A 21,792-nucleotide genomic window follows, 5' to 3' on the forward strand; every position below is an offset into this window, starting at 1 on the left:
TTTACCTGGTGTTTTCCTTCTAAACGAAAAGGGGGAGAACGGTTAAACGCCCTCGTCGCCCCGATCGCCCTCGCCGTCGAGCAGCTTGAACAGCTCCTCGCGCGACGAGACGTCGAGCTTGCGGTAGATGTTCTTGCGATGGCTGCGCACCGTGGATTCCGCCACCGTCAGCTCATCGGCCACGAAGCTCGACGTGTGGCCGCGGCCCAGCAGCAGTAAGATCTCGGCCTCGCGCGCGGTGAGGTGGTACGCCTCCGACAGCTCGGCGCAGCGGCGGACGTAGCCCTCCTGAGCGTCGAGGGCGCTCGACTCCACGGCATCGATGCCCTCGAGCATCACGCGCCACAACCGCGAGCTGGGCGTGACCATGAGCACCACGGCCATCGCCACGAACAGCACGATGAGCACCTGGTATTGGTAGGCGCCCAGCACGCCCGAGTCCATGCTGGCGTCCGACAGCAGGCACACCAGGCAGCCGACGATGATCATGATGCCCGCGGCCGGCAGGGCGAGCGAGCGCATGCGCCCCGCCATGGTGACGAGCATCGCCGACATCACGAGCGCGTAGACGGCGCAGAACGCGAGCGAGCCCACCACCATCACCGCGCGCTGCAGCGGCGGATCGACGAACGTCGTGGCCGCGAACGCCGCGAAGGCGACGAGCGGCAGGAAGAAACGGTACGAGAAGTTGATGAGCGCCTGGTCGGATTTCATGCGCATGAGCGGCACCATGATCGCCATCGCCAGCACACCCGCCAGCGCGAGCGGGGCCACGCCCCAGTCCATCGCCTGCGCCAGGCTGTTGTCGGCCACGAACAGCAGCAGCATGGCGAACGGCATCACCGCGAAGAACAGGGCGCGGGCGAGCGGCGTTTTGAAGTCCCCCGTCCCCTCCACCACGGACACGTCGAGATGGCCGAACACGTCCCACCAGTTCACGCCCGTTTGCGCCGATCGCTCGTCCTCGCGCTCGGAGCGGAAGAACAGCCGTGCGCAACCCGCGACGGACAGCGCCGCCGCCACGCTGAGCACGATGCGCGCCGGCGTCGCCCCCAGAAGCGGCAGCAGGGCGGCGCTTGCGAACAGGGCGCAGCCGGCCACCCACGTCACCATGAGCGCGCGCCTGAATTCCAGCACGTGCAGCCTGCTCACCCACACGAGGCACATGACGGCCGCCCCGAAGCCCATCATGAGCCCGCAGCCGGCCTCGACGAGGGATCCGTCGAGCATGCCGAAGCTCCACAGGTCAAGCAGGGCGTACCCCACGGCGTAACAGACGAGCGCCACCAGCATGATGGTGCGGCTCACGCGCGCATGCGCCGTCTTGAGCAGGCAGATGAAGAGGAACGCGAGGGCCGTGAACATGGCCGCCAACGACATCGCGCTGGCGAAGGGAACCGACGGCAAGAACGACCAGGACGCGGACACCGGTGCCGTCATGCCGTGCCACAGTTCGAGCACGGGAAGGAACAGCGGCACGCTCATGCAGAACGCGAAGAAGGCGAGCGTGTCGAACGCGTCGAATCGCTGGATGATGCCGATGCCTCGTTGTTCGGGTCGCGCCATACGCCTTCCCTCCGCCGTTCGCGAGCCGCGCGATCGTCCGACGCGCCGCTTGTGCGCCGCCCTCCCGACGCGCGCCAAAAGAAAGTATACTGGTTTGGTAACGTATTGCGAGCCAGCTTGAAGGGATCGGCATGGTTTCTCGGGATTTCTTTCGGTTCAACACCACGAACACCATCAGCGCTTCAACCGACGATGAGGCCATCCTCGACGAGGCCGTGGCGTGGTGCGACCGCTCCGAGTTCCTGTTCTCGCGCGTCGACCCCGCAAGCGAGCTGTTCCGGCTCAACCGCGCGGAGGGACGCCCCACCGACGTCGACCCCGAGCTGGCGGCATTCATCGAAACGGCGCTGTCGTACTGCGAACGATCCGACGGGCTGTTCGACGTGACCATGGGAAGCGCCACGCAGCGGTGGGACTTCAAGCAGCAGGTGATCCCTGCGCGCGAGGACATGGCCGCGGCGCTGCGGCACGTCGACTACCGCGGCGTTTCCGTGGAGGGGACGACCGTGACGTTGCGCGACCCGCAAGCCTGCATCGACCTGGGCGGCATCGCGAAGGGCTACATCGCCGACGGCATCCTGGCGCTGCTGCGCGAGCGCGGCGTGGAGCACGCCCTGGTCAACCTCGGCGGCAACGTGGCCGTGATGGGCGGCAAGCCCGACGGCACGCCGTGGCGGGTGGGCATCCGCAAGCCCCTCCCCTCGAGTGCGCTCCCGCTGCTGGACTCGTTCGCCACCGTGTCCGTGCGCGACGGGTCGGTGGTGACGAGCGGCGTCTACGAGCGCGCCTTCGAGCGGGACGGCACGCTGTACCACCACATCCTCGACCCGCGCACCGGCTTCCCCGCGCAGACCGACCTGCTGAGCGCCACCCTGGTGGCGCGCACCTCGCTCGACGCCGACGGGCTCTCCACCGCGCTCATCATCATGGGAGCCGACCGCGCGCTCGCGTTCGTCGAAGCCGACCCCGCGCTCGAAGCCGTGTTCGTCACCACCGACGGCGACGTCCTAGCAACCTCCGGCATCGGAGACGCCGTGCCTTTCGAACTGCTGGGCTAAACGTCCTGAACGGAGACAGTCCCCATTCGGGACACCCATTTAGGATGCCGGCAATGGTACTATAGATGTTCGCGAGAAGGGGGAAATCGTGAACGATCTGGCCACCGGCAAGTTCGCCGAACTGAACTGCATTACCAAGAAAACGCTGCGGCTGTATCACGAGATGGGGCTCTTGAAACCGCACCGCGTTGACGAGGAGACGGGGTATCGCTTCTACTCGTACGATCAGTGCTCCACCATCGACATGATTCAACAGCTGCAAAGCCTGGGGATTTCGCTGGCCGAGATCAAGGAGCTGCTCGATGACGACTCGGCCAGCCTAGTCAAGCTGCTGGAGGAGCATCGCACCGCCATCGACGAGGAGATCCTGCGGCTGTCCATCGCGCGGCAGAACGCCTCGCAGCTGTTGACGAACTACCGCCGCTACCAGAACAAGCCCCTGTTCGACACCGTCATCCTCGAGCACATGCCGCGACGGCACGTCCTCGCGTTCGAAATCTTCAACCCGAACTCCCGGGTGCTCGACTACAACGTGGTGCCGTTCTTGCAGGAATGGGAGCTCAACTTGCGCCTGACGAAGCGCCACATGCTCGACCACGATTTGCCGCCCTCGCTGTTCCACCACGTGGGCTGCCGTATCGCAAAAGAGAACCTGGAGCGGCGCGACTTCACGCTGGACGCGTCGTTCATCATCGTCGAAGACGACGAGGTGGCACGCACGTACGGAGCCGAGGCCTTCCCCGCCGGCGACTACCTCACGCTGTACAAGCAGAGTTACTCGGACGAGGCCCAGCACAACAGCGAGATCGACGGCCTGAACGCGTTGTTGGACTACGCCGACGAGCATGGGTTTTGCGTAGCGGGCGACTACTACGGCGAGATCATCGCCGAGACGCCGGCGTTCCATTTCGAAGGCCGCGAGATGCTCTACAAGCTGGAGCTCCCCGTACTGCTGGATTGACGGCCGCGATCTCGCAACGGTCCGAACGGCGCTCACGCCTGCGTAAGGCCGCCGCAGCTATTCGTGGCAGTTTTCGGGAGATATTCGTCGTTCCAGCAGAAATAATCGGCTGATTCAAGCCACGTCGATTCTTGGAATTTGCATCGTACCTGGTCGAAGCTCTATCGGTTTTTGTCTCGCCACCACACGAGAGCGTCCGACGACGAATTTCTCCTAAAAGCTGCCACGAACTCACAGTCGAGCGATAAGCATGCGCCAAGCGCCCGCGAGCCGCCGCGGGCGCTTGGCGCGTTGGGATGTTCAAGCGCTATCGAGCGGGCGCGACGTCCACTGCCACCCGCGCAGGCTGCGGCGTGGCGCGCCCGTCGGCGCTCACGGCGCGCACGAGCAGCTCGTAGCGTCCGGAACGCGGCGGCGTGAACGTGAACGTCCAGTTTACGTTGCGGTCATCGGCCGCATCGGGCGTGTCGTACGTCGTCCATGTGCCGCCGTCGTCGCACGAGAATTGCACGGCCGCCACGGGGAAGCCGAAATCCTGCGCATAGCCTTCCACAGTAACGGGTCGCCCCGCCTCGCCCCTCACCGTGCCGATCATGACGCCGCCTTCGTCACGCCGACGTTCGGCGTGTTCGCGCTCGCCGGCGCACCGGGTGCTGTAGGAGGTTCGGCCTCCTCCGTGATGGCGATTTCCACCACGTCGCGCGCGAACGAACGCGCGGCGGTCGAGCCCAGCCACAGCTGGTTCGAGCAACCGATGACGCTGTCGGCCGGATCGCCGTTCACCGTGGTGACGATGAGACTGTACCGTTGCGTGACATAGCGCAGCGGCAGCGCCACCTCGTAGCCGTCGGCCGAGGTGAACGTGATGGTGTTCGCGCCTTCCACCGGGTCGGCCTCGTCGATGAGGGCCGCCAGCTGGAAGCCTCCCACCTCGGCGTTCGCGCTCGCCCGCCCATCGGCCGGATTGCCGGCGCACGTGCACCCCATGATCTTCTTCATCGGCGCCTTCTGCAAGAACTCGTCGATGGAGGCGGTGAACGCATGGCCCACGTCGCCCGTCACGCGGATGGAGGCGATGCTCGTCGCGCTCGCCCGCTCAGCGCCCGTCGCCTCCGCGCCCTGCGCGCCGCACAAGTACGCCGAGCCGTCGTACAGCGTGCGTGCAAGCGTTTCATTGTCGGTGACGACGTTCTGGTTCCACGCGAACGCGCCCTGAACATGCTCGATCGTCTCGTTCGCGCCTTCGTTCGCGATCGCATGCACCACCGCCTGGGCGAGCGATGCCGAACCGCCGCCTTCGGCCGTCGCACCCGGCTCGTCCGCCAGCGCGAGCTGGGCGACGGGCGCGGTGGACACCACCAAAGCGCCGCCCGCGATCAAACCCGCAAGCTTCTTTCCCGTTGCTTTCATAGCTGCTCCTCCCCCGCTACTTCGACTGAGCGTTGAACATGACTTCGATGGGCTCCGCGGTCACGTCCCCCTCATCGGTGACCGAGCGAATGGACAACACGTACGCCGAATCGGTGTCGGGCGTGTACGTGAAGTTCCAGATGACCCAATTGTCCCGCGACACGCCCGGCGTCTCGAAACGCGTCCACGTGACACCGCCGTCCATCGAAAACTCCACCGCGGCGATCTGCTTGTCCCACGCCGTGGCGTACCCGGTGAACGTGTAGGGCTTATTCGTCTCGATGACCTGGCCTTCCTGGAAATCGAACAGCGCGACGTTTGGCTTGTTCTGATAGCCGTTGTCGTCGGTGAAGGGCCATCCTTCAGGAGTGTAGTACGCCGTGCTCTCCGTCTCCTTGGGCCAGCCGTTCCACTCGTGGATCTCGGCAGCTTCGTCAGCGGTGTTCACCACAATGTCGGAAATCTGCTTCACGCTGGCCGGAGCGCCGGAATGCGGCACCACGAGTTGAACCGGGTAGCCCTGCTTCCACGGCAGCTTCTCGCCGTCGATCTCGTAGCAGACGTACGCCTCGGAGAAGTTCGCCATCTGCACCGATTCGGTGAACCCGTCGGGAGCCATGAAGGTGAGCGCGCCCGCGTCCGGGCTGATGCCCGCCTCTTCCAGCAGGTTGCTGAGCGGGACGCCCGTGTACTCGGCGTTGCCGATGAGCGGGCCGCCCGTCGGGTTGAGCGTGCAGTGGAACGTGATGGGCTTCGTTTCGCTTTGGTACTTATCGATGAGCTCAGGCAGCGTGTAGGTGACCTCGTGGTCGACGGCACCGCTCACCGTAATGGTCCACGTATCGTACATCTCCTGGTCAAGCGGCACGTCGTTCTTCGTGTTGTCGGTGCGCAGGTAGTCCAGATCGAAGTAGTCCCAGCCGAAGTCGAACAGATCGACCACCGGCGTGGTCTTGTCTTGGCTGAACGAGAAGTCGCCCGTCACGTCCGCCACCGGCGTGATGCCGCGCAGCTGGGAGTGCTTCTTCTCGTCCCACAGCTCCATGCCGTCGCCGGTGCCGGTGCCCACGTGGCAGTTCCAGCATTCGGCCTTGTCGGTGGTGTCGTGGATGCCGTGGATGAGCGATCCGAACGAGTTCTGGTTCGTTTGATAGCCGTAGCCGAAGGTGTGGCAATCCTTGCACATCTGCACGGTCGTCTGGATGCCGAACGAGTTCGACAGGTCGACGTGGTCGAACGCCTCCATGTCGTTGAGCGTCTGCGCCAGGTCGTCATGGCACGAGTTGCATCCCTTGTCGTCGGCTTTCAGGTAGTACGTGTTGAACGGGTACGCCCCCTCGGGCAGGTGGTACGTATACGAGGTGTCGAGCGCCGTGGTGATCTCGCCCTCTGTCGGCGTGCGCTGGATGCGCGTGCCGTCATCCTGCTCGATGACCTCGGGTAGGTACTGCGTGACCACCTCGGGGTCGGGCGTTGACTCCTCTGCCGGCTGCGCGCATCCGGCGCATGCAGCGACGAGCACTACGCACGACATCGAAGCTATCACCAGGCCGATCTTCCTTACTTGCATGACCATTCCTCCTTATCCGATGCACCGTCGCGGTGCGATGTTGTTGTGCCGGGCGCGCATGCGGCGCCCGCGTGTCACGAGAAAAGCCTCATCACCGAATCCGCCACGAGGTCGGCGTGAACGCCGGCCAGCAGAACGAGGAATCGAAGCGTGCAACCTCCTGCGAGCGCCCCGATCGCGCCCACGGCCGCAACCACATGGACGGCCGCGCTCGGCTTCTCCCGTTTGCAGCCGACGACGAGGCCGACGAGCGCCGCCGCAAGCGGCACCACAAGACCGCATGCCACGAGCAAGCCCCAGAAGAACGGGGCCAGCGAGCCCGTCGTCAGCATCTGCGCGGACATCGTCGCCGTGGCGGCGGGCGAACCCAGCGACCAGGCGCTCGTCACGTTGCCGGCCAGCATGGTCTGCACGAATAGCAGGAGCACCGCGCTTTCCAACACCACGAGCGCCACCACCGAGCCCTTGAGTAGACGGCGCGACCGAGCTTCGAGTTCCTCCCGTTTCGCGAGCACGACGGACACCACCTCCACGAGCGCGACGCCCGTGTCGAGCGCCGACACCGTGAACAGGCACGGCAGCAGCAACGTGTTCCACAGCGGCACGCCCGGCACGCTCATGAGTAGCATGCCGGTGTAGACGGCCACGCAGGTGGCCAGCGCCATGCCCGCGCACACGAGCACGGTGCACACCGCATGCTCGCGCGCGGCGAACGTAGGCCAGCGCTTCAGCACGAACGCGTGCGTCGTGCGGGTGACCAGCAGCGCCGATACCGTGAACGCGACGAGCGCGAGCAGCGCCGCCCAAGCGCCGAACGTCATCCACGATGAGCCGTTGCTGAAGCTCTGCCACAGCAACAGACCGCGCACCGGATTCGTCAGCTCCGACAGCAGCAACAGCAGGCCGACGCCCAGGCAGCCGAGAGCCGCCCACATCGATGCGCCCGCTACGCTGCGCGACCCTTCGCGATCCGTGAGCACGAGCATGCCCGCCGCGATGAATGCGCCCGCGCCGACGCCTCCTAAGAACAGGTAGAGCGCCGGTTGCCATCCCCATATCGTTTGCATTGGTTCCATGTTCCCCTCCTCACGAACGCAACAGCAGATACGAGGGGCCCGTGCTGCCGTCGACGCGCTGAGCCCTGCCCTTCGTCTGCGCCACGAGGTCGTCGAGCGGCCCGTAGCTCAGCGCGTCCACCTTGCAGGCGCGCACGCAATGGGGCACTTCGCCGAGAGGGACGCCGCTGCCCAGGCAGCAGTCGCATTTGTCCATGCCGGACGAGGTGTAGTGAGGTACGCCGTAGGGGCACGCTTGATAACAGTACTTGCACCCGATGCAGCGGTCCTTGTCCACCGTCACCACGCCTCCGTCTCCCTTCGAGATGGCGCCCGCAGGGCACACCGACGCGCATGCGGGCACCGCGCAGTGCATGCACGACGTGGACACGTGCACCTCTTTGCCGGCGATCTCGTACGTGCTCACCGTGCGCCGCGCCTCGATACTTGCAGGCGTGCGGCTCCACAGCCGGCACGCCTCCACGCACTCGCCGCAGTCGACGCAGTTCTTCACGTTGAGCAGGAATCCGTATTGCGTTTGCTTCGATGTCTCCCCTGATGGAGCGGGCGCGCCGGCCCCCTCCTGTGCATGCGCGGGCGCGCGTGCGCCGCCCAGGCAGCCCAGCGTCATCGCGGTCGCGCCCAGCGCGAGCGCACCCCCAACCGCCGTCCGCCGGGTCACGAGTCGTTCTTCCCCCATGTCTCCTCCCGTCTCTCGTCCTTTCAAGCACCAAGAGCCTACCCCGTGCCCCAAGGGCACAGTCAAGGAGGGAAGCAGAGAGAAGTGACACCTTCGGCATGATGCAATCGTCGCGCAGGACGACGTCGTCCAAGCCTCGAGGCACGTGCGATGCAGTATCGGCCGGAGGAAGGAAAGGAGCATCGATGAACGAAGAGGTGGATCATCCTCCGAAAGGCAATGGCGAAGTCATCGAAAATGACGAGATGCTCGCTTGCCACATAGCAGAGGAGGTGAGCAATGGCAACGGGAAGTGACATAGTCTCAGCAATGCGTTCAGTTGCTGGGGCGTGGTACTACACCAACGACGAACCGCAACGCTCCGACCCAGAACGCTATGGGGGCACGGATTGCTCAGGTGCCGTCAGATGGGCGTATCGAAAAGTAGCGGATATCGACGTCGGCGGTTGGACCGGAGAACAATCAAGTGCCGGACTCGAAATCGCACGCGGGCATTACCCGAGCGAGATTCCGTGGAACGAACTGCGAGCGGGCGACCTGATCCTCATGACAGCAAGCTATCGCGACCTTTGGGATTTTTCGCAGTACCTTTGCCACATCGAAGTGTATTGCGGCAACGGCACGATGATCGGCCATCCAGGAGGCATGGGACCTTCGGAGAAAAGGGCTCAGACCTGGATGGAGGCTTACGGATGCATCACGTGGATGGTGCGACGCGTATTGGACAACGAAGGAGAAGGTGGCGACATGCCTACTGCATCTGAAATCTGGAACTTTCCCATCACCGACCCGAACGGAAAAACGTACCCGGCATACCAGCACTTGTCGTGGGGTCGCTACTACGCCATGAACGCCGAGGACGACGTCTGGGACCACGGGATCACCGACACGCACGGCGGCAGCGACATCCCCGCATGGCAGCTGCTCACCTGGGCGCGAACGTACGGACTCAGCGCCTATGAAGAGATTCCGAAGATGCAGACAAAGCTCGACGAACTCACAAAATTGGTAAAGGCGCTGCAAGCTAAGTAGAATCCAACCTACGAGGGGCCGCAATCTTTCGACTGCGGCCCCTTTGCGCTCCTACAACCGGTCGTCGTAGACGAGGTAGTGCCAGACGGCTTTTCCGAGGATGCGGACGTTGGGGGCGTCGGGGTCGCTTGCATCGATGGAGCGGTCGCGATGCGCGGGGTTGTTGCTTTCGGGATGCAAGACGATGGTGTCTCCCGCGAAGAAAATGCGCTTCATCGTGGCATCGTCGCCGTTCACCGTGACCGCGACGATGTCGCCGCTGCGCACGTCCACGTCCTTGTCGAAGTAAACGAGCGACCCATCGGGCATGATCTTGTCCATCGAATCGCCCGAGACCGTGAGGAAGAACCCGTTGGGATGGTTCTTCGCAATGGGGGGGATGACGTAGGCCTCATCGTCTGCAGGCAGCATCTCAAGCGCATCGCCCGCCGATATGCGACCGTACACGGGCGCGGTAAGCGACGTCACTTCGTAGTGCACCGACCCGACGACGCGCTCGGCCGCCTCGCTTTCGAGGATCTCGCTCTTGCTGATGCCGAAGTGGTCGGCAATGCGCTGCACGGCTCCCAATCGGGGAACGGCACGATCGTTTTCCCACTGCGACACCGCCATCGACGAAACGCCGGCGATCTTCCCCAGCTCTTCCTGCGTCAATCCATGCAGCGAACGGATCCGCCTGATGCCTTCGCCAACCCCCATCATGACCTCAATCTCCCAGACTCAACAAAACCTCAATGATCTATAGTTTACTATAATTAATCTTTACAAGATATATAAGTTTAATTATAGTATAACACTGACCAGCAGGCATACGATTCGGGAAGGTTGGCAGGTGCACATGGACTATCAATGCTCTATCTTCCCAGTTCAATCTGCCGTTATCGCGACAGTACCCCGTCAAATGCCCGTTCCGAGCATGCATATTCCTGACCTTTCGAATCAGAATAAGTGACACTCACTGTAATTTTAGTGCCGGCTCTACTCTGACCAGGAGCAGGGCCTCGTCCCGACATTCTTGCGCTCGAAAGGAACCGCCATGACACAACCTTACGGATCGTCCCGGAGCACCCCGTTCGCATCGCGCCCCTGGAGCGAGCCCGAGCGCACCTACCTGAGAAACGCCGCGGGAAAACAGCCCCTTGCCGACATCGCCCGAGCGCTTGAGCGCGACACGGCCTCCGTCGAGCGAGCGGCCCTCGAGCTGAGCCTGCCCCTCGAACAGCCGACGGTCAAGCTCGTCTGGTGCGATCGATGCGCCACCTGGCGCACGAGCGTCAGCAAGAGCACCGGCTGGTGTCGCGTCTGCACGATGCGCGAGCAACTCGTTCGCCGCGAGGAAGCGTGCGCCGATGCGCTTGCCACCATGAAGCCCCGCGAGCGCGCCATCTACGAGAAAACCGAAGCCGAACGCGCCACGAAACGCCTGCCGCCCTACCCCTGCAAGAAATACGTGCCCGCATCGCGGCAATCCGAACGGAGCGCCGAAGACGCCCGCTATCTCGAAGCCATGGAAACCTGGGAATGTCGCGTGCTCAAACTCCGCTACGACGCCGCGAAGACGAGGCTGCGTCGCATGCGCGAGAAGACCGGAACCAATCCGCGCAAGAAGAATCGACCGGAATGAGGTTCTCGCCCGTTTTCCGGTGACACCTTCGACATCCTGAACCCGTTGCGAACGCCGAACCGAGCACGAACCCGATTCGGACCGCATCCGGAACGCCCGCTCGATCAAACGAAAGGAGGTGAACGCAATGACGAACCCCCGTACGGAGCACGTCGACGTGGCCGCCTGCGTGTTCGAAGCCCTCGAGGCGGTCATCGCCCAAACTTCTGAAATCAAAAGCTGCACGTACGAGCACGCCCCGACGGACGCTCTTCAGCTTCCCTGCATCATCATGCAGACGCTGGGAGGTGATCCCGTCGAACGGCGTTATCTCGACGGCAGCTGCATCGCGGTTTATCGATTCTCCCTGGAGCTGCACTTGATCGCCGAAGATGACCAGGGACGGCTTGATGCACGAGCGCTCCTCGCCCGCATCGCGTCGGAAGTCGAACGGGCCGAAATCGATTTGGGGGCCGGACGCACGCCCTGGGGAGTCTCGTCGGACACCCTGCCCAGTCGCATCGACTCGACCGAAGGCCATGCCGACTGGAAAACCGAACTCACCTTGAAATACCAAGCGCATCGATGAGAGGAACAACACTATGAGCGAAAACACCGTACCCGTGTGGGGCAACGAGCTTGAGTACTACATCAACACCGGGACCAGCGCCGAACCGACGTGGACGCAGGCCACCGAGCTGCTGACGTGGGAGCCGAGCGCCGACCCCAAGACCTACGAGCCTGCGTGGCTCGACCGCAAGGTGTCCCCCACGTTCGTGCAGGGCCGTGCGTGCTCCATCAACTGGACCAAGGACACGGTGAAGGGCGGCGCCCTCGAGGCATGGGTCATGGAACACCGCAACGAGTCCGACCTCGCCTGCGAGGTGTGCCGCGTGTACACGTGGCTGGGCACGGCAAGCGCGCAGACGGCCGACATGGCGGCCTTCATGTTCAACCCCGCGGACCCGAGCAACGCCAACGGCGGTCAGCCGGTGGTCACGGGCGGTTCGCTGAGCATGGCCGACGACGGCTGGACCGAAGGCACGTGGAATCCGACGACCAAGGCGTTCGCCGCCGGCGACGCGCCCGCGCAGGGATAGCACCGACCACACGAAGAAGGAGATGACATGGGATTCGAGTTTTCCAGCCACACCGTAGACGTCACGATCTGCGGCAAGCAGTACGCCATCAACATGGGCGACGCCTCCATGTTGGACAAAGTCGAACGCTGGAGCGAGAAGCTCCAGCACACCGACTACGCGAAGATGACCGAGGGTCGCACCAACGCGCTGTCCGCCGACGTGCACAACTACCTGATCGCCTTGCTGGGCAAAGAGCAGTTCGAGGACGTGTTCGCGAACCGGCCGTTCGATTTCATCGACGGGTTGGAGCTGTTCGCCTACCTGTATTCCGAGATAGCGAAGAGCCGCGTGGACACCTCGTTCAAAGCCACGCTCAGCACCTATCTGCCCGACATCGATTGGCAGAACGCCGACGCCTAGGCTATGGATCCCAACATCCTTCTGGAGCAGGCACCGTCAACCGTTGCGGTTGGCGGGGCCTGCGTTCCCTTGAACGCATCGCATCGAACGGGCATCCAGGTCATGAGGCTGACCGACGATCCCACGGTGGGCGACGACGACAAAGCGCGCACCCTGCTGTTCCTGTATTTCGGAACCGCGTCGTCGCGCGCAGGGGCCCTCGAGCTGCCCGAAGCGGTTGTCGAGCATCCGGAAGCCGCCCTCGAGGCGGCGCTCGGATTCTTCAACCTCTTCGAGCCCCGCCCTCCTTCCCCCACCGGAGGGCGCGCAGGAGCCGGCACGCGCGTCTTCGACTGGGACTGGGACGCCGGCCGCGTCATCGCCGACTTCCAGCGCGAATACGGCCTCGATCTGACCGACCGAACGCTGCGCCTGCACTGGTGGCAATTCTGGTCGCTGTTTCGAAACCTCAGCGAAGCCTCGAGCACGATGGACGCCATCAGCGTGCGCGGCGCCGTTCCCGACGAGAAGAAGATGGGACGCGATGCCTCCGAACGGCTCATGAAGCGCAAAACCGCCCTCATGCTGCCAGCTCGAACCGAGGAAGAGGCTCTGGCCCTCACCAACCTCCGCTACCGCTGGGCTCTGGGCGTATAGACATCGTCGCGCCATCCGCAATGCAGATATCGAATCGAGCCCCGCGCCCCTGCGCGGGGCTCGATTTTTCCAACCGAACGCAAGTGACACCCCTGACATTCTACGGATCGCACCGAGAGAAAGGAGGTTCTTCTCACGTACGCACGAACCGTCTGAAACCCAAAGGAGCAGTCAATGAAAACAACCAGCCTGAAGAACAGGGGGAAGCCCCATGCCTGATACCGAAGTCACCGTCGAAGCCACGCTCGACCCCGAGCGGTTCACCAAAGCGGTAAACACCCTGGTGCAGGAAACCAACAAGCAGCTTGCCCAACTGGGAGCGGCTTTCGCCAAGCTTGGAAACATCGCCGGAGTTCCCAAGTCGCTGACCGATCTGACCGGCGCGATCACCGGCATCGTGAAAAGCGCCCTCACCGCCCAAAAGACCATCCAGTCCGCCCTCGGCGAACTCGTGAGTTCTGTCATCGAGCGTGTCAAAAACATGGGCAGCGCCATCGCCGACGCGGCTACAACGTTCAAGGACGGCGCCGTCGAGGCGTTTCGGAAAACAGCGGAAGTCGCATCCGAGCAATTCGACGCCATCAAGAGCGCTGCCTCGAAATTGTCGGGGCTCGGAGATGCCGTAAAAGGGCTGATCTCCCCCATCGCCGACCGGTTCGGGGCGATCAAGGACGCCGTTGCGGAGAAGCTCGCCGACATCGGCGACGCCGTGGCCAAGAAGTTCTCCGGCATCACCGAGAAGGTCGGACCCGTGCTGTCGACGCTGACCGGCTCGCTCGGAAAAGCCGCGTCCGATGCGGCCGCCGCATTCAGCGAGCACTTCTCTGGCATCTCGGAGAAAACGGGCGGCGCCCTGTCCTCTGCATTGAGCGGCATCGGCTCGATAGCAGGGAGGATGTCGAAGGGCATCACCGCCGCCACCGCAGGGGTGGGCGCACTCGCTGGAGGTTTGCTCGCGCTCGGCATCTCGGCAGTGGGAAGCGGCAAAAACCTGGGGGAGATGGCGAACGAGGCCATCGCCAGCTTGACGAGCATCACCGAGAACCTTCCCGTAGTCGCACAGCAGATCAGCGAAACTCTTCCGAAGTTCGTCGATCAAGTCGTGGAAATCATGCCGGCGTTTACCAGCGCCTTCGTCGATGCCTTCAGCCGGATCGTCGAAGTGCTGCCCGAAGTGCTGCCGACGCTTATCGCCGGATTGGCCGATATGCTCGTATCGCTTGGGGAAGCGCTCGTCGAACTCGCACCAACGCTGCTGGAAGCGGGTATTCAGCTGTTCACCACGTTCGTCAGCGCCTTAACCGAAGTCCTCCCCCTTTTGATCGAGCAGCTTCCCACTTTCATCGAAGGATTATGCTCCGCCCTCATCGAAAACATGCCAGCCCTCCTGGAAGCAGGCCTGCAATTCTTTCTCGCTCTGGGACAAGCGCTTATCGAAGTGCTTCCCCCTCTGCTTGAAAAGCTTCCCGAGTTCATCACCGGCTTCATCGAGGCGTTGGTCGCCTTCCTGCCCCAGCTCATCGAGGGCGGTATTCAGCTATTCACGGCGCTGGTGGAAGCTCTGCCGCAGATCATCCCTGCGCTCATCGACGCCATTCCCACGGTCATCGATGCGGTATGCGAAGCGCTGCCGACCCTGATTCCCGTGCTGCTGGCGGCCGCCGTCACGTTGTTCATGGCCATTGCCGACGCGGTTCCCAAAATCATCGACTCGCTGCTGTCCAAAGTCAGCGAGCTCATCGGAAAAGGCATCGACCACGTGTCGACGTTCTTCGACTCTATGGGAACGAAAGCGCGAGAACTCTTCCAGAAGGTGGTGGAAGCGGTTCCCCAAGTGCTCGACAACTTGCGCAACGCGCTGAGCAACTTGATTCGCCAAGGCATCGACAAGGTGAAGGGCTTTGCAGACGACATGATGTCCGCCGGCGAGAACCTGATAAAGGGCATCGTCGACGGCATAACCGGTGCCGCCCAGAGCGTGATCAACGCAATCGGAGGCGTCATCGACGACGCGATCGGCTGGGCGAAGTCGCTGCTGGGCATCGCTTCGCCGTCGAAAGTGTTCAAGGGAATCGGCGGATACGTGTCCGAAGGCTTCGCGAACGGCATCGCCGACAAAGCTCAGGACGCCGTCGATGCCATGAAGTCGCTGACCGACGACGTGGTCGATGCAGCGAAAACCGACCTCCCCGCCATCGACATCCCCGTCGGGCTCAACATGCCAGAGCTCTCCCGCAGCGCCATCGGCACTTTGGTGAGCGGCTTCGGGCTCAACGAGGCGCTGGCCACAGCTTTGGGCACGTTCGGCTCCGTGACGAACAACTATTACACGATTGAAAAGGTGGACCTCTCCGGAGACCCAACCGCCACGAAGGCGGCAACCACGCTCTGGAACGGCGTCCGCCGTCAGATACGAATGGGGGCGATGTAGCAATGCAATGGTCAAGCGCAAACCAACCCTACGGAGACCAACGAGCGCTGTATGCCGGCGTGGAGGCCTCGATCAGCCGATCGAACGACACGCAAGTCTGGGTTTCCGTGCGAGGCGTGGCCACCTCCGGATCAGGATGGGAAGCCGCGTATCAGTACGGCGTCTACAATTACGTCGGATATTACTATGAGAGCAGCGGCTACGCCCTCGCAAGCGACTCGGCGAGCGGCGTGCTCAACGGCACCGAAACCGTCGCCGACTACACCCGCGAATTCGGCCCGTTCAACAGGAGAAGCGCTTCCTATTCGCTCAAGTTCTTCTCCTGGGTTCGTGGCACGACGGTCAACGGCTACGGCGCGTGGGCGGGATCGGCGGAGGCCCAACTTTGGGTCACCATCCCCGCGCTGCCCGTGTACGCCCCCAAGCCGGTCACGGCGCTGACGGCCGCACGCGCGAGCGACGCCCGCATGAACCTCAGCTGGACGAACCACCCCGACACAACGCATCCGTACGCTTCGATCCTCGTCGAGCGGCAGGTGGACAACGGCACATGGAGCCAGATCGCAAGCATTGACGGCACCAGCGCCTCCTACGCCGATACCGCCACGGCCGCCGGCCACGTGTATCGCTACCGCGTCCGCTCCAGCAACTCCGCAGGATCCAGCGCGTATGCCACCTCCGGTTTCACCTATACCACGCCGCCGAGCTGCACCGCCTGCACGAACGCGCGCAACTCCGACACGAAGAACACCGTCTCGTGGACGTTGGGCACGTCGGTGTCGGGCTTGTACGCAGCCATCAAGGTTGAGCGCCGAATCGACGGAGGCTCGTGGGCGCAGATCGCGAGCGTCTCCGGCACGGCGACGTCGTACGTCGACGCATCCACCAGCGCCAACCATGCGTATGCCTACCGCGTCCGCGCAAGCAACGCCGCCGGCAACAGCGGATACAAGGAGTCGGGCACCACCTACAACACGCCGGCGGCACCGACCAACGTCACGGCGGTGCGCAAGACGGCGACCGTCGTCACCGTGACGATGGACAACCCCGCGCTCACGGCCACGGCGGCCGAAGTGCAGCGTTCGACCGATTCCTCAACGTGGGCGATCATACGCACCATCACGTCCAGCAACGTCACGTCATTCGAGGACACGCCAGGCGGCGGAACGTTCTACTATCGCGTCCGCACCACGCGAAACCCCCTCGCAAGCGCCTGGTCGGAACCTTCCAACAAGGTGATCACCATCATCGCCCCCTCCGCCCCCACCCTGCTGGCACCCGCTTCGGGCGTCGTGGTGCCGAAAACCCAACAAACCGTGCGCTTCACGTGGGTGCACAACCCCATCGACGGAAGCGCGCAGACGAGCGCGGAAGTCGCGACGTCAATCGACGGCGGCACCACCTGGACCACGCATGCTGCACCCGACAAGCAGTACCTCGACGTTGCTGCAACCTGGGACATCAATGCCACCGTTGCCTGGCGCGTGCGCACGAAGGGCGCGCATGCCGATTTCGGCGCATGGTCGAGCACGCGCACGTTCCGTGTCTACCAGGTGCCGACCGTCACCATAACGTCCCCCGCCGCCGACGGCCAGGTCCTCATCGACGTGCCCGTCCGTGTAGCCTGGGACTATGGCGATCCCTCAGGCCGACAGCAGCAGGCAACCGTAACCGTGAAGTCGAGCGACGGAACCACGCTGTTTTCCAAAACGATCCAGGGCGAGACGAAAACCATCGATATTGGCTCCAACGAAATGCTGCCCGAAAATAATTCGTCATTCACGATCACGGTTTCCGCCATATCCACGTCGTCGCTTGGCGTGCAGACAACGCGCACGTTCAAGACCGCATATCGAGAACCGGCCGTCCCCGAGCTCATCGTCGAGCGGGACTCCGTCTACGGGCGCGTCTCCATCTCCTGCTTCTCGGGCGACCACAGCGGCGTCGACCTGCCGGCGACAGCATCGCTCGGCATCTTCCGGAAAAACGCAGACGGGCGTCTGACCTGCATCGCCGACAAAGTGCCATCCGGCACGGGCGCGGTCGACCAGTATCCTCCGCTCGATCAGCAGCTCACGTACCGCGTAGTGGCCTACACCGACAACGGGCTCACCTCGCTCAATGAGACGCCCGTCGTCGTGCCGTCCCGCGGATTCGTGTTCATCAACTTCAACGCCTCACACTCTTATGCCGACGTGGCCAAGGTGGCGATGGACGTGGCATGGAGCACCGACCGACAGCCCGACAGCGAGATCATCGACACCGAGGGAAACGAGGACCCGCTCGTGTTCTACGGATCGGCCACCCAAACCTCATCCGAGATCTCGGGCAGCGTCTGGTGGCGTGCTGACACGACGCCGGACGACTGGGCAGACGCGCCATCGATGGCCTCCGCATTCGAGCGGCTAGCGAACGATCGCGGCATCAAGATCGTCCGCTATCCTCACGGCGCCGTAGAGCCCGCGCATATCACGTGCAAGCTGTCGACATCCTCAGCGAATCCGTTGGTCAAAGGCGTGGAACTGAGCGGAAGGAAGGTGAGGGCGCATGGACTGGTCCTCTAGCGGTCGCATCGACACGTTCAGGTACGTGCGCGTCACGTGGGATGATCGCCAAGAGACCGAGGAACTCGTCGGCATCACCGGCGGCTCTCTCGAACGCAACGATCGAACGGCTATCAAGGTTTCCGGCTCGCTCACCTACGTCGACGAACCGGATCTCGGGCGCGATCTGCTGCGCGTGTATTCCGACAGCTTCGACCCGCAAACCGGCGAGCGGATCAGCATCGCCCACGGCACCTACCTCGTGGCCACCCCGTCGAGCACCTACCGCGGCGCCATCGAAGAAGGCACGGCCGACCTGTACGGGGTGCTGCAGGTGCTCGCCGAAGACGCACTCGAAGCCCCGCTCGTGTTGGCGGCGGGCGACGGAGCGCTCGAGAAGGCGAAGGAGCTCGTCACCGGAGCCGGTCTCGACGTGGTGGCGTCGACATCGACGGCTAAACTGACCGCTCCTGCGGTGTTCGACGACGAGGACGCCAGCAAGCTCGATGCCGTCAACTGGCTTTTAAGCTTCGCCGGCTTCGAATCGGCCACCTGCGACGGGTTCGGCAACGTACTGCTGCGCCCCTACGTCAACCCGGCGGATCGCGCGCCCTCCTTCACGCTGCGAGACGACGACGCTTGCGTCTACCGCAGCGGCGTCGTGCGCGAATGCGACACGTTTTCAGTGCCGAACGTCGTCACCGTGACGTGCACGAGCGCGAGCAACGATGCGCCCTTGGCCGCCACAGCGGAGAACAACGACCCGGCCAGTCCGTTCTCCACTGCCGCACGAGGACGGCGCATCGTCTACAAGGAAAGCATCAGCGACATCGCCGGCAGCGACGAGCTCGAAGCGAAGGCGGCGTCGCTGCTAGCGGCAAAAACATCGATTGCGGAAACGTTCGAAATCGTCCATGCCTACCTGCCGATGACCATGGGCGACGTCTGCGACTTCGTGTACGACCGCGCGGGCATTCGGCGAAACGACCTCGTCGCCGTACGCCAGACCATGGCCCTGCGCCCCGGCATGGAATGCACCACCGAATTCCAACGCTGCCTGAAAGGATAAGGGCATGGCGTTTTGCGACAACCATACCGCTCATGAGGAGCACTTTACACGGTTGGACAAGCGCGTTGACGAGCTTGAGGATCGGGATTTCGAGAAAACCCAGCTCATAGCTCGTATGGATGCCATCTTGTCACAGCTGCAGCGGCTGTACTGGGTCATCGTCACCTCATGCGCCGGCGCGATGGCCACGGCCCTGCTCGCAATGTTCAGCACTCGATAGGAGAAAGGAACGACCATGGATGCGTTTGAAATCGCCCAACTCATGGCAGGACGTCCAACCCAGCGTCCTTTGAAGATGCGCTTCGGCACGGTCACCGCCCTCGACTCGGACACCACTCTGTCGGTCCGGCCGGACGGCCAAGAAGAAACCGTTCCCGTCGTGCGTTGCTGCCATCCCAACGTGCGCGATCGCGTCGCGCTGCTCGTAAACGAAACGGAGTGGCTTGCCATCTCGGTCGTCGGAGGAGATCGCCCCACGGAGGGGTATGCGCCGACCAACCACAAGCACGCGGCCACCGACATCACGAGCGGCACCCTTCCCGTGGCGAGAGGAGGCACCGGCGTTACGACGAAGGAGGCCATCGGGTTGCTCGCCTACCCGGTTGGCGCCGTATACATCAGTTACGTTTCGACCAGCCCCGCCTCGCTGTTCGGAGGAACCTGGACGGCCATCACCGGTCGATTCCCCTACTTCAACGCCGGCACCGCCACCGGCGGCTCGAACAGTGTTGCAATCGACTTCAACCACACCCATGCGATGAATCTAGTTTTTAACTCATCTTACATATACGACTCGGGGCTCAAGTATACGAACGGGGAGAGCGTTCCCCAGCCCTGCATCGCAACAAACGACTCTGCATGGACGGACATCGGCTCTCCAGCAATCGGATCGAAGAAAACACTTGGCAACAAATCTTGGAACAACATGCCGGCCTATCAGACCCTCTACGCGTGGCGACGCACCGCCTAGCAAAGGACGAATCATGATCATACTCGACGAAAACAACAACCCCCTCATCAACCCCGATCTGACGAAAGGCCAGCTCTACAGCGAATGGCGCAGCGTGTTCCACCGCTACGTGGTGGATGCCGAAGCTGAGTCTCACGAAGAAGTGGTAGCCGAATACCCCAACGGCGGCAAGGACGTCGCCATCGTGATCGACGTTCCCGAGGAAGGCCATTGGGAAACGCGCCTCGAATCAGGCGAGCTCGTCGAATTGAGCGGAACGATACCAGACGACGCCCCGCACGATGCCGTGCTCCAAGACCACGAGCCCGTGATGAGGTATCGCCTCAACGGTCCTGCCGATGCGACAGCAGCCGAGCCACGCATCGCCGCAGAGCGAACGATGCAACCCGCGGTGATGTGCACCGCAACGACGGAAGAAGGAGAACCCGCAACCATGGACAAGCGTTCCAGCATCGGCCGGTGGGCGGCAGCCGCCGCCATCCGCGCCGTCAAGACGGCGGCGCAGGCATTGATCACGCTCATCGGCGCCGACCTGGTGAGCATCGTGGCCTTGGACTGGCCGCAGATGCTCGGCGTGGCGGCGACCATGGCCGTCGTGAGCCTGCTGACCAGCGTCGTCGGCATACCCGAGGTGGACGAGGGCGCGAACGTCGCCTCCATCGCGAGGAGCAACTGATGGCCGCCCCGAACGAAGTGGCCGTCCGGATCATGCAGCACCTCGTGTCGCACGACGGCGACAACGGCCACGGCTACACCCAGGGCTCGAACCGCTGGGGCAACGGCATCCGCGAGACGCTCGTCGTCGACGGCAAGGCCTACTCCTTCGCCGGGGGCGACCGCGACTGCTCGTCGGCCGTCATCAGCGCCTACGAGGCCGCCGGGGTGGACTGCGGCGGCGCCACCTACACCGGCAACATGCGCCGCTGCATGTGCTCGACCGGCAACTTCGCCTGGGAGCCCATGAGCTACGTCGCGCAGCCGGGCGACGTCTACCTCAACGAGCGCGACCACACGGCCATGTGCAAGACGGCCGTCCCCGACGTGCTCATGCAGTTCAGCATCAACGAGAACGGCGGCATCGTCGGGGGCCGCGAGGGCGACCAAACCGGCCAGGAGTCCAACACGCGGCCCTACTACGACTATCCTTGGGACGGCATCCTGCGCTACGCCGGCAACGGGAGCGCACCCTCCTGGGAAGCGCCGGACCCCGGCTCGAGCCCCACCGTTCCCGACCTTCGCTACCGCGTGTGCTCGCAAGCGCAGGGATGGCTGCCCGAGATGGTGAACCATCGGGACACGTCCGGCTCGGGCGACGGCTACGCGGGCGACGGCTCGCCCATCCTCTACCTCGCCGTCGACATGCCCGGCTGGTACCAGGCATGCACGCAGCACAACGGCTGGCTGCCCGCCGTGCGCGGCTACGACGCGAACGACCTCGAGAACGGCTGCGCCGGCGACGGCTCGCCCGTGACGGGCGTGCGCTGCTACTACGAGACGCAGCACCCCGACGCAACCGGCTGGCTCGGCATCGAGTACGCGGTGGCGAACGTCGGTTGCAGCTTCTTCGCGAACATGGTGGACACCTCCGACACCAGCGGATACGGCGACGACTACGCCGGCAACGGCGGCGTCATCTCCGCGTTCCGCGCACGCCTCATCGTCCTCTAGCAAGCAAGCTGCCCCGAC

At 63.6% G+C, this 21,792-nt stretch carries 22 protein-coding genes; 15 read left to right on the forward strand and 7 right to left on the reverse strand.

All coding sequences use genetic code 11. The features are described 5' to 3' along the window. Positions 1-42 precede the first annotated feature (42 nt). Entirely contained in the window at positions 43-1,566 is a 1,524-nt protein-coding gene (locus GS424_RS16055) for a helix-turn-helix transcriptional regulator (RefSeq protein ID WP_160941437.1), read from the reverse strand. Between the two features lie 131 nt (positions 1,567-1,697). Here GS424_RS16055 and GS424_RS16060 point away from each other — a divergent pair, with 131 nt between their 5' ends. Continuing rightward, the gene (locus GS424_RS16060; RefSeq protein ID WP_160941438.1) at positions 1,698-2,624 is read left to right on the forward strand and encodes an FAD:protein FMN transferase; all 927 of its coding nucleotides are present in this window, start codon (positions 1,698-1,700) and stop codon (positions 2,622-2,624) included. Between the two features lie 88 nt (positions 2,625-2,712). Continuing rightward, positions 2,713-3,585 carry a MerR family transcriptional regulator gene (locus GS424_RS16065; RefSeq protein WP_160941439.1) on the forward strand — a complete coding sequence of 291 codons (873 nt, stop codon included), beginning with the start codon at positions 2,713-2,715 and terminating at the stop codon, positions 3,583-3,585. Positions 3,586-3,892: 307 nt separating this feature from the next. Here the strand turns inward: GS424_RS16065 and GS424_RS16070 are convergent, their stop codons facing one another. The 5 genes from GS424_RS16070 to GS424_RS16090 form a co-directional block, all read right to left on the reverse strand. Continuing rightward, on the reverse strand, positions 3,893-4,180 hold the full coding sequence (locus GS424_RS16070) for a molybdopterin-binding protein (protein ID WP_160941440.1): 288 nt from the start codon (positions 4,178-4,180) through the stop codon (positions 3,893-3,895). Continuing rightward, on the reverse strand, positions 4,177-4,995 hold the full coding sequence (locus tag GS424_RS16075) for a molybdopterin-dependent oxidoreductase (RefSeq protein WP_160941441.1): 819 nt from the start codon (positions 4,993-4,995) through the stop codon (positions 4,177-4,179). The genes GS424_RS16070 and GS424_RS16075 overlap by 4 nt, the downstream gene beginning before the upstream one ends. Before the next feature lie 16 nt (positions 4,996-5,011). Continuing rightward, complete coding sequence (locus GS424_RS16080) at positions 5,012-6,565, reverse strand: molybdopterin-dependent oxidoreductase (RefSeq protein ID WP_160941442.1); 1,554 nt, start codon at positions 6,563-6,565, stop codon at positions 5,012-5,014. A 74-nt stretch (positions 6,566-6,639) separates the two neighbouring features. Further along, the gene (gene nrfD / locus GS424_RS16085) at positions 6,640-7,641 is read right to left on the reverse strand and encodes an NrfD/PsrC family molybdoenzyme membrane anchor subunit (RefSeq protein ID WP_160941443.1); all 1,002 of its coding nucleotides are present in this window, start codon (positions 7,639-7,641) and stop codon (positions 6,640-6,642) included. Between the two features lie 10 nt (positions 7,642-7,651). Then, positions 7,652-8,320: a 4Fe-4S dicluster domain-containing protein gene (locus GS424_RS16090; RefSeq protein WP_244977589.1), complete on the reverse strand. Its 669-nt coding sequence runs from the start codon at positions 8,318-8,320 to the stop codon at positions 7,652-7,654. Between the two features lie 279 nt (positions 8,321-8,599). Here GS424_RS16090 and GS424_RS16095 point away from each other — a divergent pair, with 279 nt between their 5' ends. Continuing rightward, on the forward strand, positions 8,600-9,352 hold the full coding sequence (locus tag GS424_RS16095) for an NlpC/P60 family protein (protein WP_160941444.1): 753 nt from the start codon (positions 8,600-8,602) through the stop codon (positions 9,350-9,352). Positions 9,353-9,403: 51 nt separating this feature from the next. Here the strand turns inward: GS424_RS16095 and GS424_RS16100 are convergent, their stop codons facing one another. Further along, positions 9,404-10,054, reverse strand: coding sequence for a LexA family protein (locus GS424_RS16100; RefSeq protein ID WP_160941445.1), 651 nt, complete (start codon positions 10,052-10,054; stop codon positions 9,404-9,406). 334 nt (positions 10,055-10,388) lie between these two features. Between GS424_RS16100 and GS424_RS16105 the strand changes: the two genes are divergently transcribed. The 12 genes from GS424_RS16105 (at position 10,389) to GS424_RS16160 (ending at position 21,774) form a co-directional block, all read left to right on the forward strand. After that, complete coding sequence (locus GS424_RS16105) at positions 10,389-10,976, forward strand: hypothetical protein (protein ID WP_160941446.1); 588 nt, start codon at positions 10,389-10,391, stop codon at positions 10,974-10,976. Positions 10,977-11,103: 127 nt separating this feature from the next. Further along, a complete protein-coding gene (locus GS424_RS16110; protein WP_160941447.1) occupies positions 11,104-11,544 on the forward strand; it encodes a hypothetical protein in 441 nt (146 codons plus the stop codon). 13 nt (positions 11,545-11,557) lie between these two features. Next, a complete protein-coding gene (locus tag GS424_RS16115; protein WP_154332791.1) occupies positions 11,558-12,055 on the forward strand; it encodes a hypothetical protein in 498 nt (165 codons plus the stop codon). A gap of 27 nt (positions 12,056-12,082) precedes the next feature. Next, complete coding sequence (locus tag GS424_RS16120; RefSeq protein ID WP_154332790.1) at positions 12,083-12,457, forward strand: hypothetical protein; 375 nt, start codon at positions 12,083-12,085, stop codon at positions 12,455-12,457. 3 nt (positions 12,458-12,460) lie between these two features. Next, positions 12,461-13,093, forward strand: a complete 633-nt coding sequence (locus tag GS424_RS16125; RefSeq protein ID WP_160941448.1) for a Gp15 family bacteriophage protein — start codon at positions 12,461-12,463, stop codon at positions 13,091-13,093. A 211-nt stretch (positions 13,094-13,304) separates the two neighbouring features. After that, positions 13,305-15,524, forward strand: a complete 2,220-nt coding sequence (locus GS424_RS16130) for a phage tail protein (protein ID WP_160941449.1) — start codon at positions 13,305-13,307, stop codon at positions 15,522-15,524. A 59-nt stretch (positions 15,525-15,583) separates the two neighbouring features. After that, positions 15,584-18,088, forward strand: coding sequence for a fibronectin type III domain-containing protein (locus GS424_RS16135; protein WP_160941450.1), 2,505 nt, complete (start codon positions 15,584-15,586; stop codon positions 18,086-18,088). Next, positions 18,072-19,136: a hypothetical protein gene (locus GS424_RS16140; protein ID WP_160941451.1), complete on the forward strand. Its 1,065-nt coding sequence runs from the start codon at positions 18,072-18,074 to the stop codon at positions 19,134-19,136. The genes GS424_RS16135 and GS424_RS16140 overlap by 17 nt, the downstream gene beginning before the upstream one ends. A gap of 4 nt (positions 19,137-19,140) precedes the next feature. Then, positions 19,141-19,356 (forward strand): hypothetical protein, encoded by a 216-nt coding sequence (locus GS424_RS16145; RefSeq protein ID WP_154332785.1) that lies wholly within the window; start codon positions 19,141-19,143, stop codon positions 19,354-19,356. Positions 19,357-19,371: 15 nt separating this feature from the next. Further along, positions 19,372-20,106 (forward strand): phage baseplate protein, encoded by a 735-nt coding sequence (locus GS424_RS16150; protein WP_160941452.1) that lies wholly within the window; start codon positions 19,372-19,374, stop codon positions 20,104-20,106. A 13-nt stretch (positions 20,107-20,119) separates the two neighbouring features. Continuing rightward, complete coding sequence (locus GS424_RS18030) at positions 20,120-20,782, forward strand: holin (RefSeq protein ID WP_244977590.1); 663 nt, start codon at positions 20,120-20,122, stop codon at positions 20,780-20,782. Further along, positions 20,782-21,774, forward strand: a complete 993-nt coding sequence (locus GS424_RS16160; RefSeq protein ID WP_160941453.1) for an endolysin-like domain-containing protein — start codon at positions 20,782-20,784, stop codon at positions 21,772-21,774. Before GS424_RS18030 ends, GS424_RS16160 begins: the two co-directional genes overlap by 1 nt. Positions 21,775-21,792: the final 18 nt, after the last annotated feature.

The organism is Eggerthella guodeyinii (genome assembly GCF_009834925.2).
In the GTDB taxonomy this organism is placed as follows: domain Bacteria; phylum Actinomycetota; class Coriobacteriia; order Coriobacteriales; family Eggerthellaceae; genus Eggerthella; species Eggerthella guodeyinii.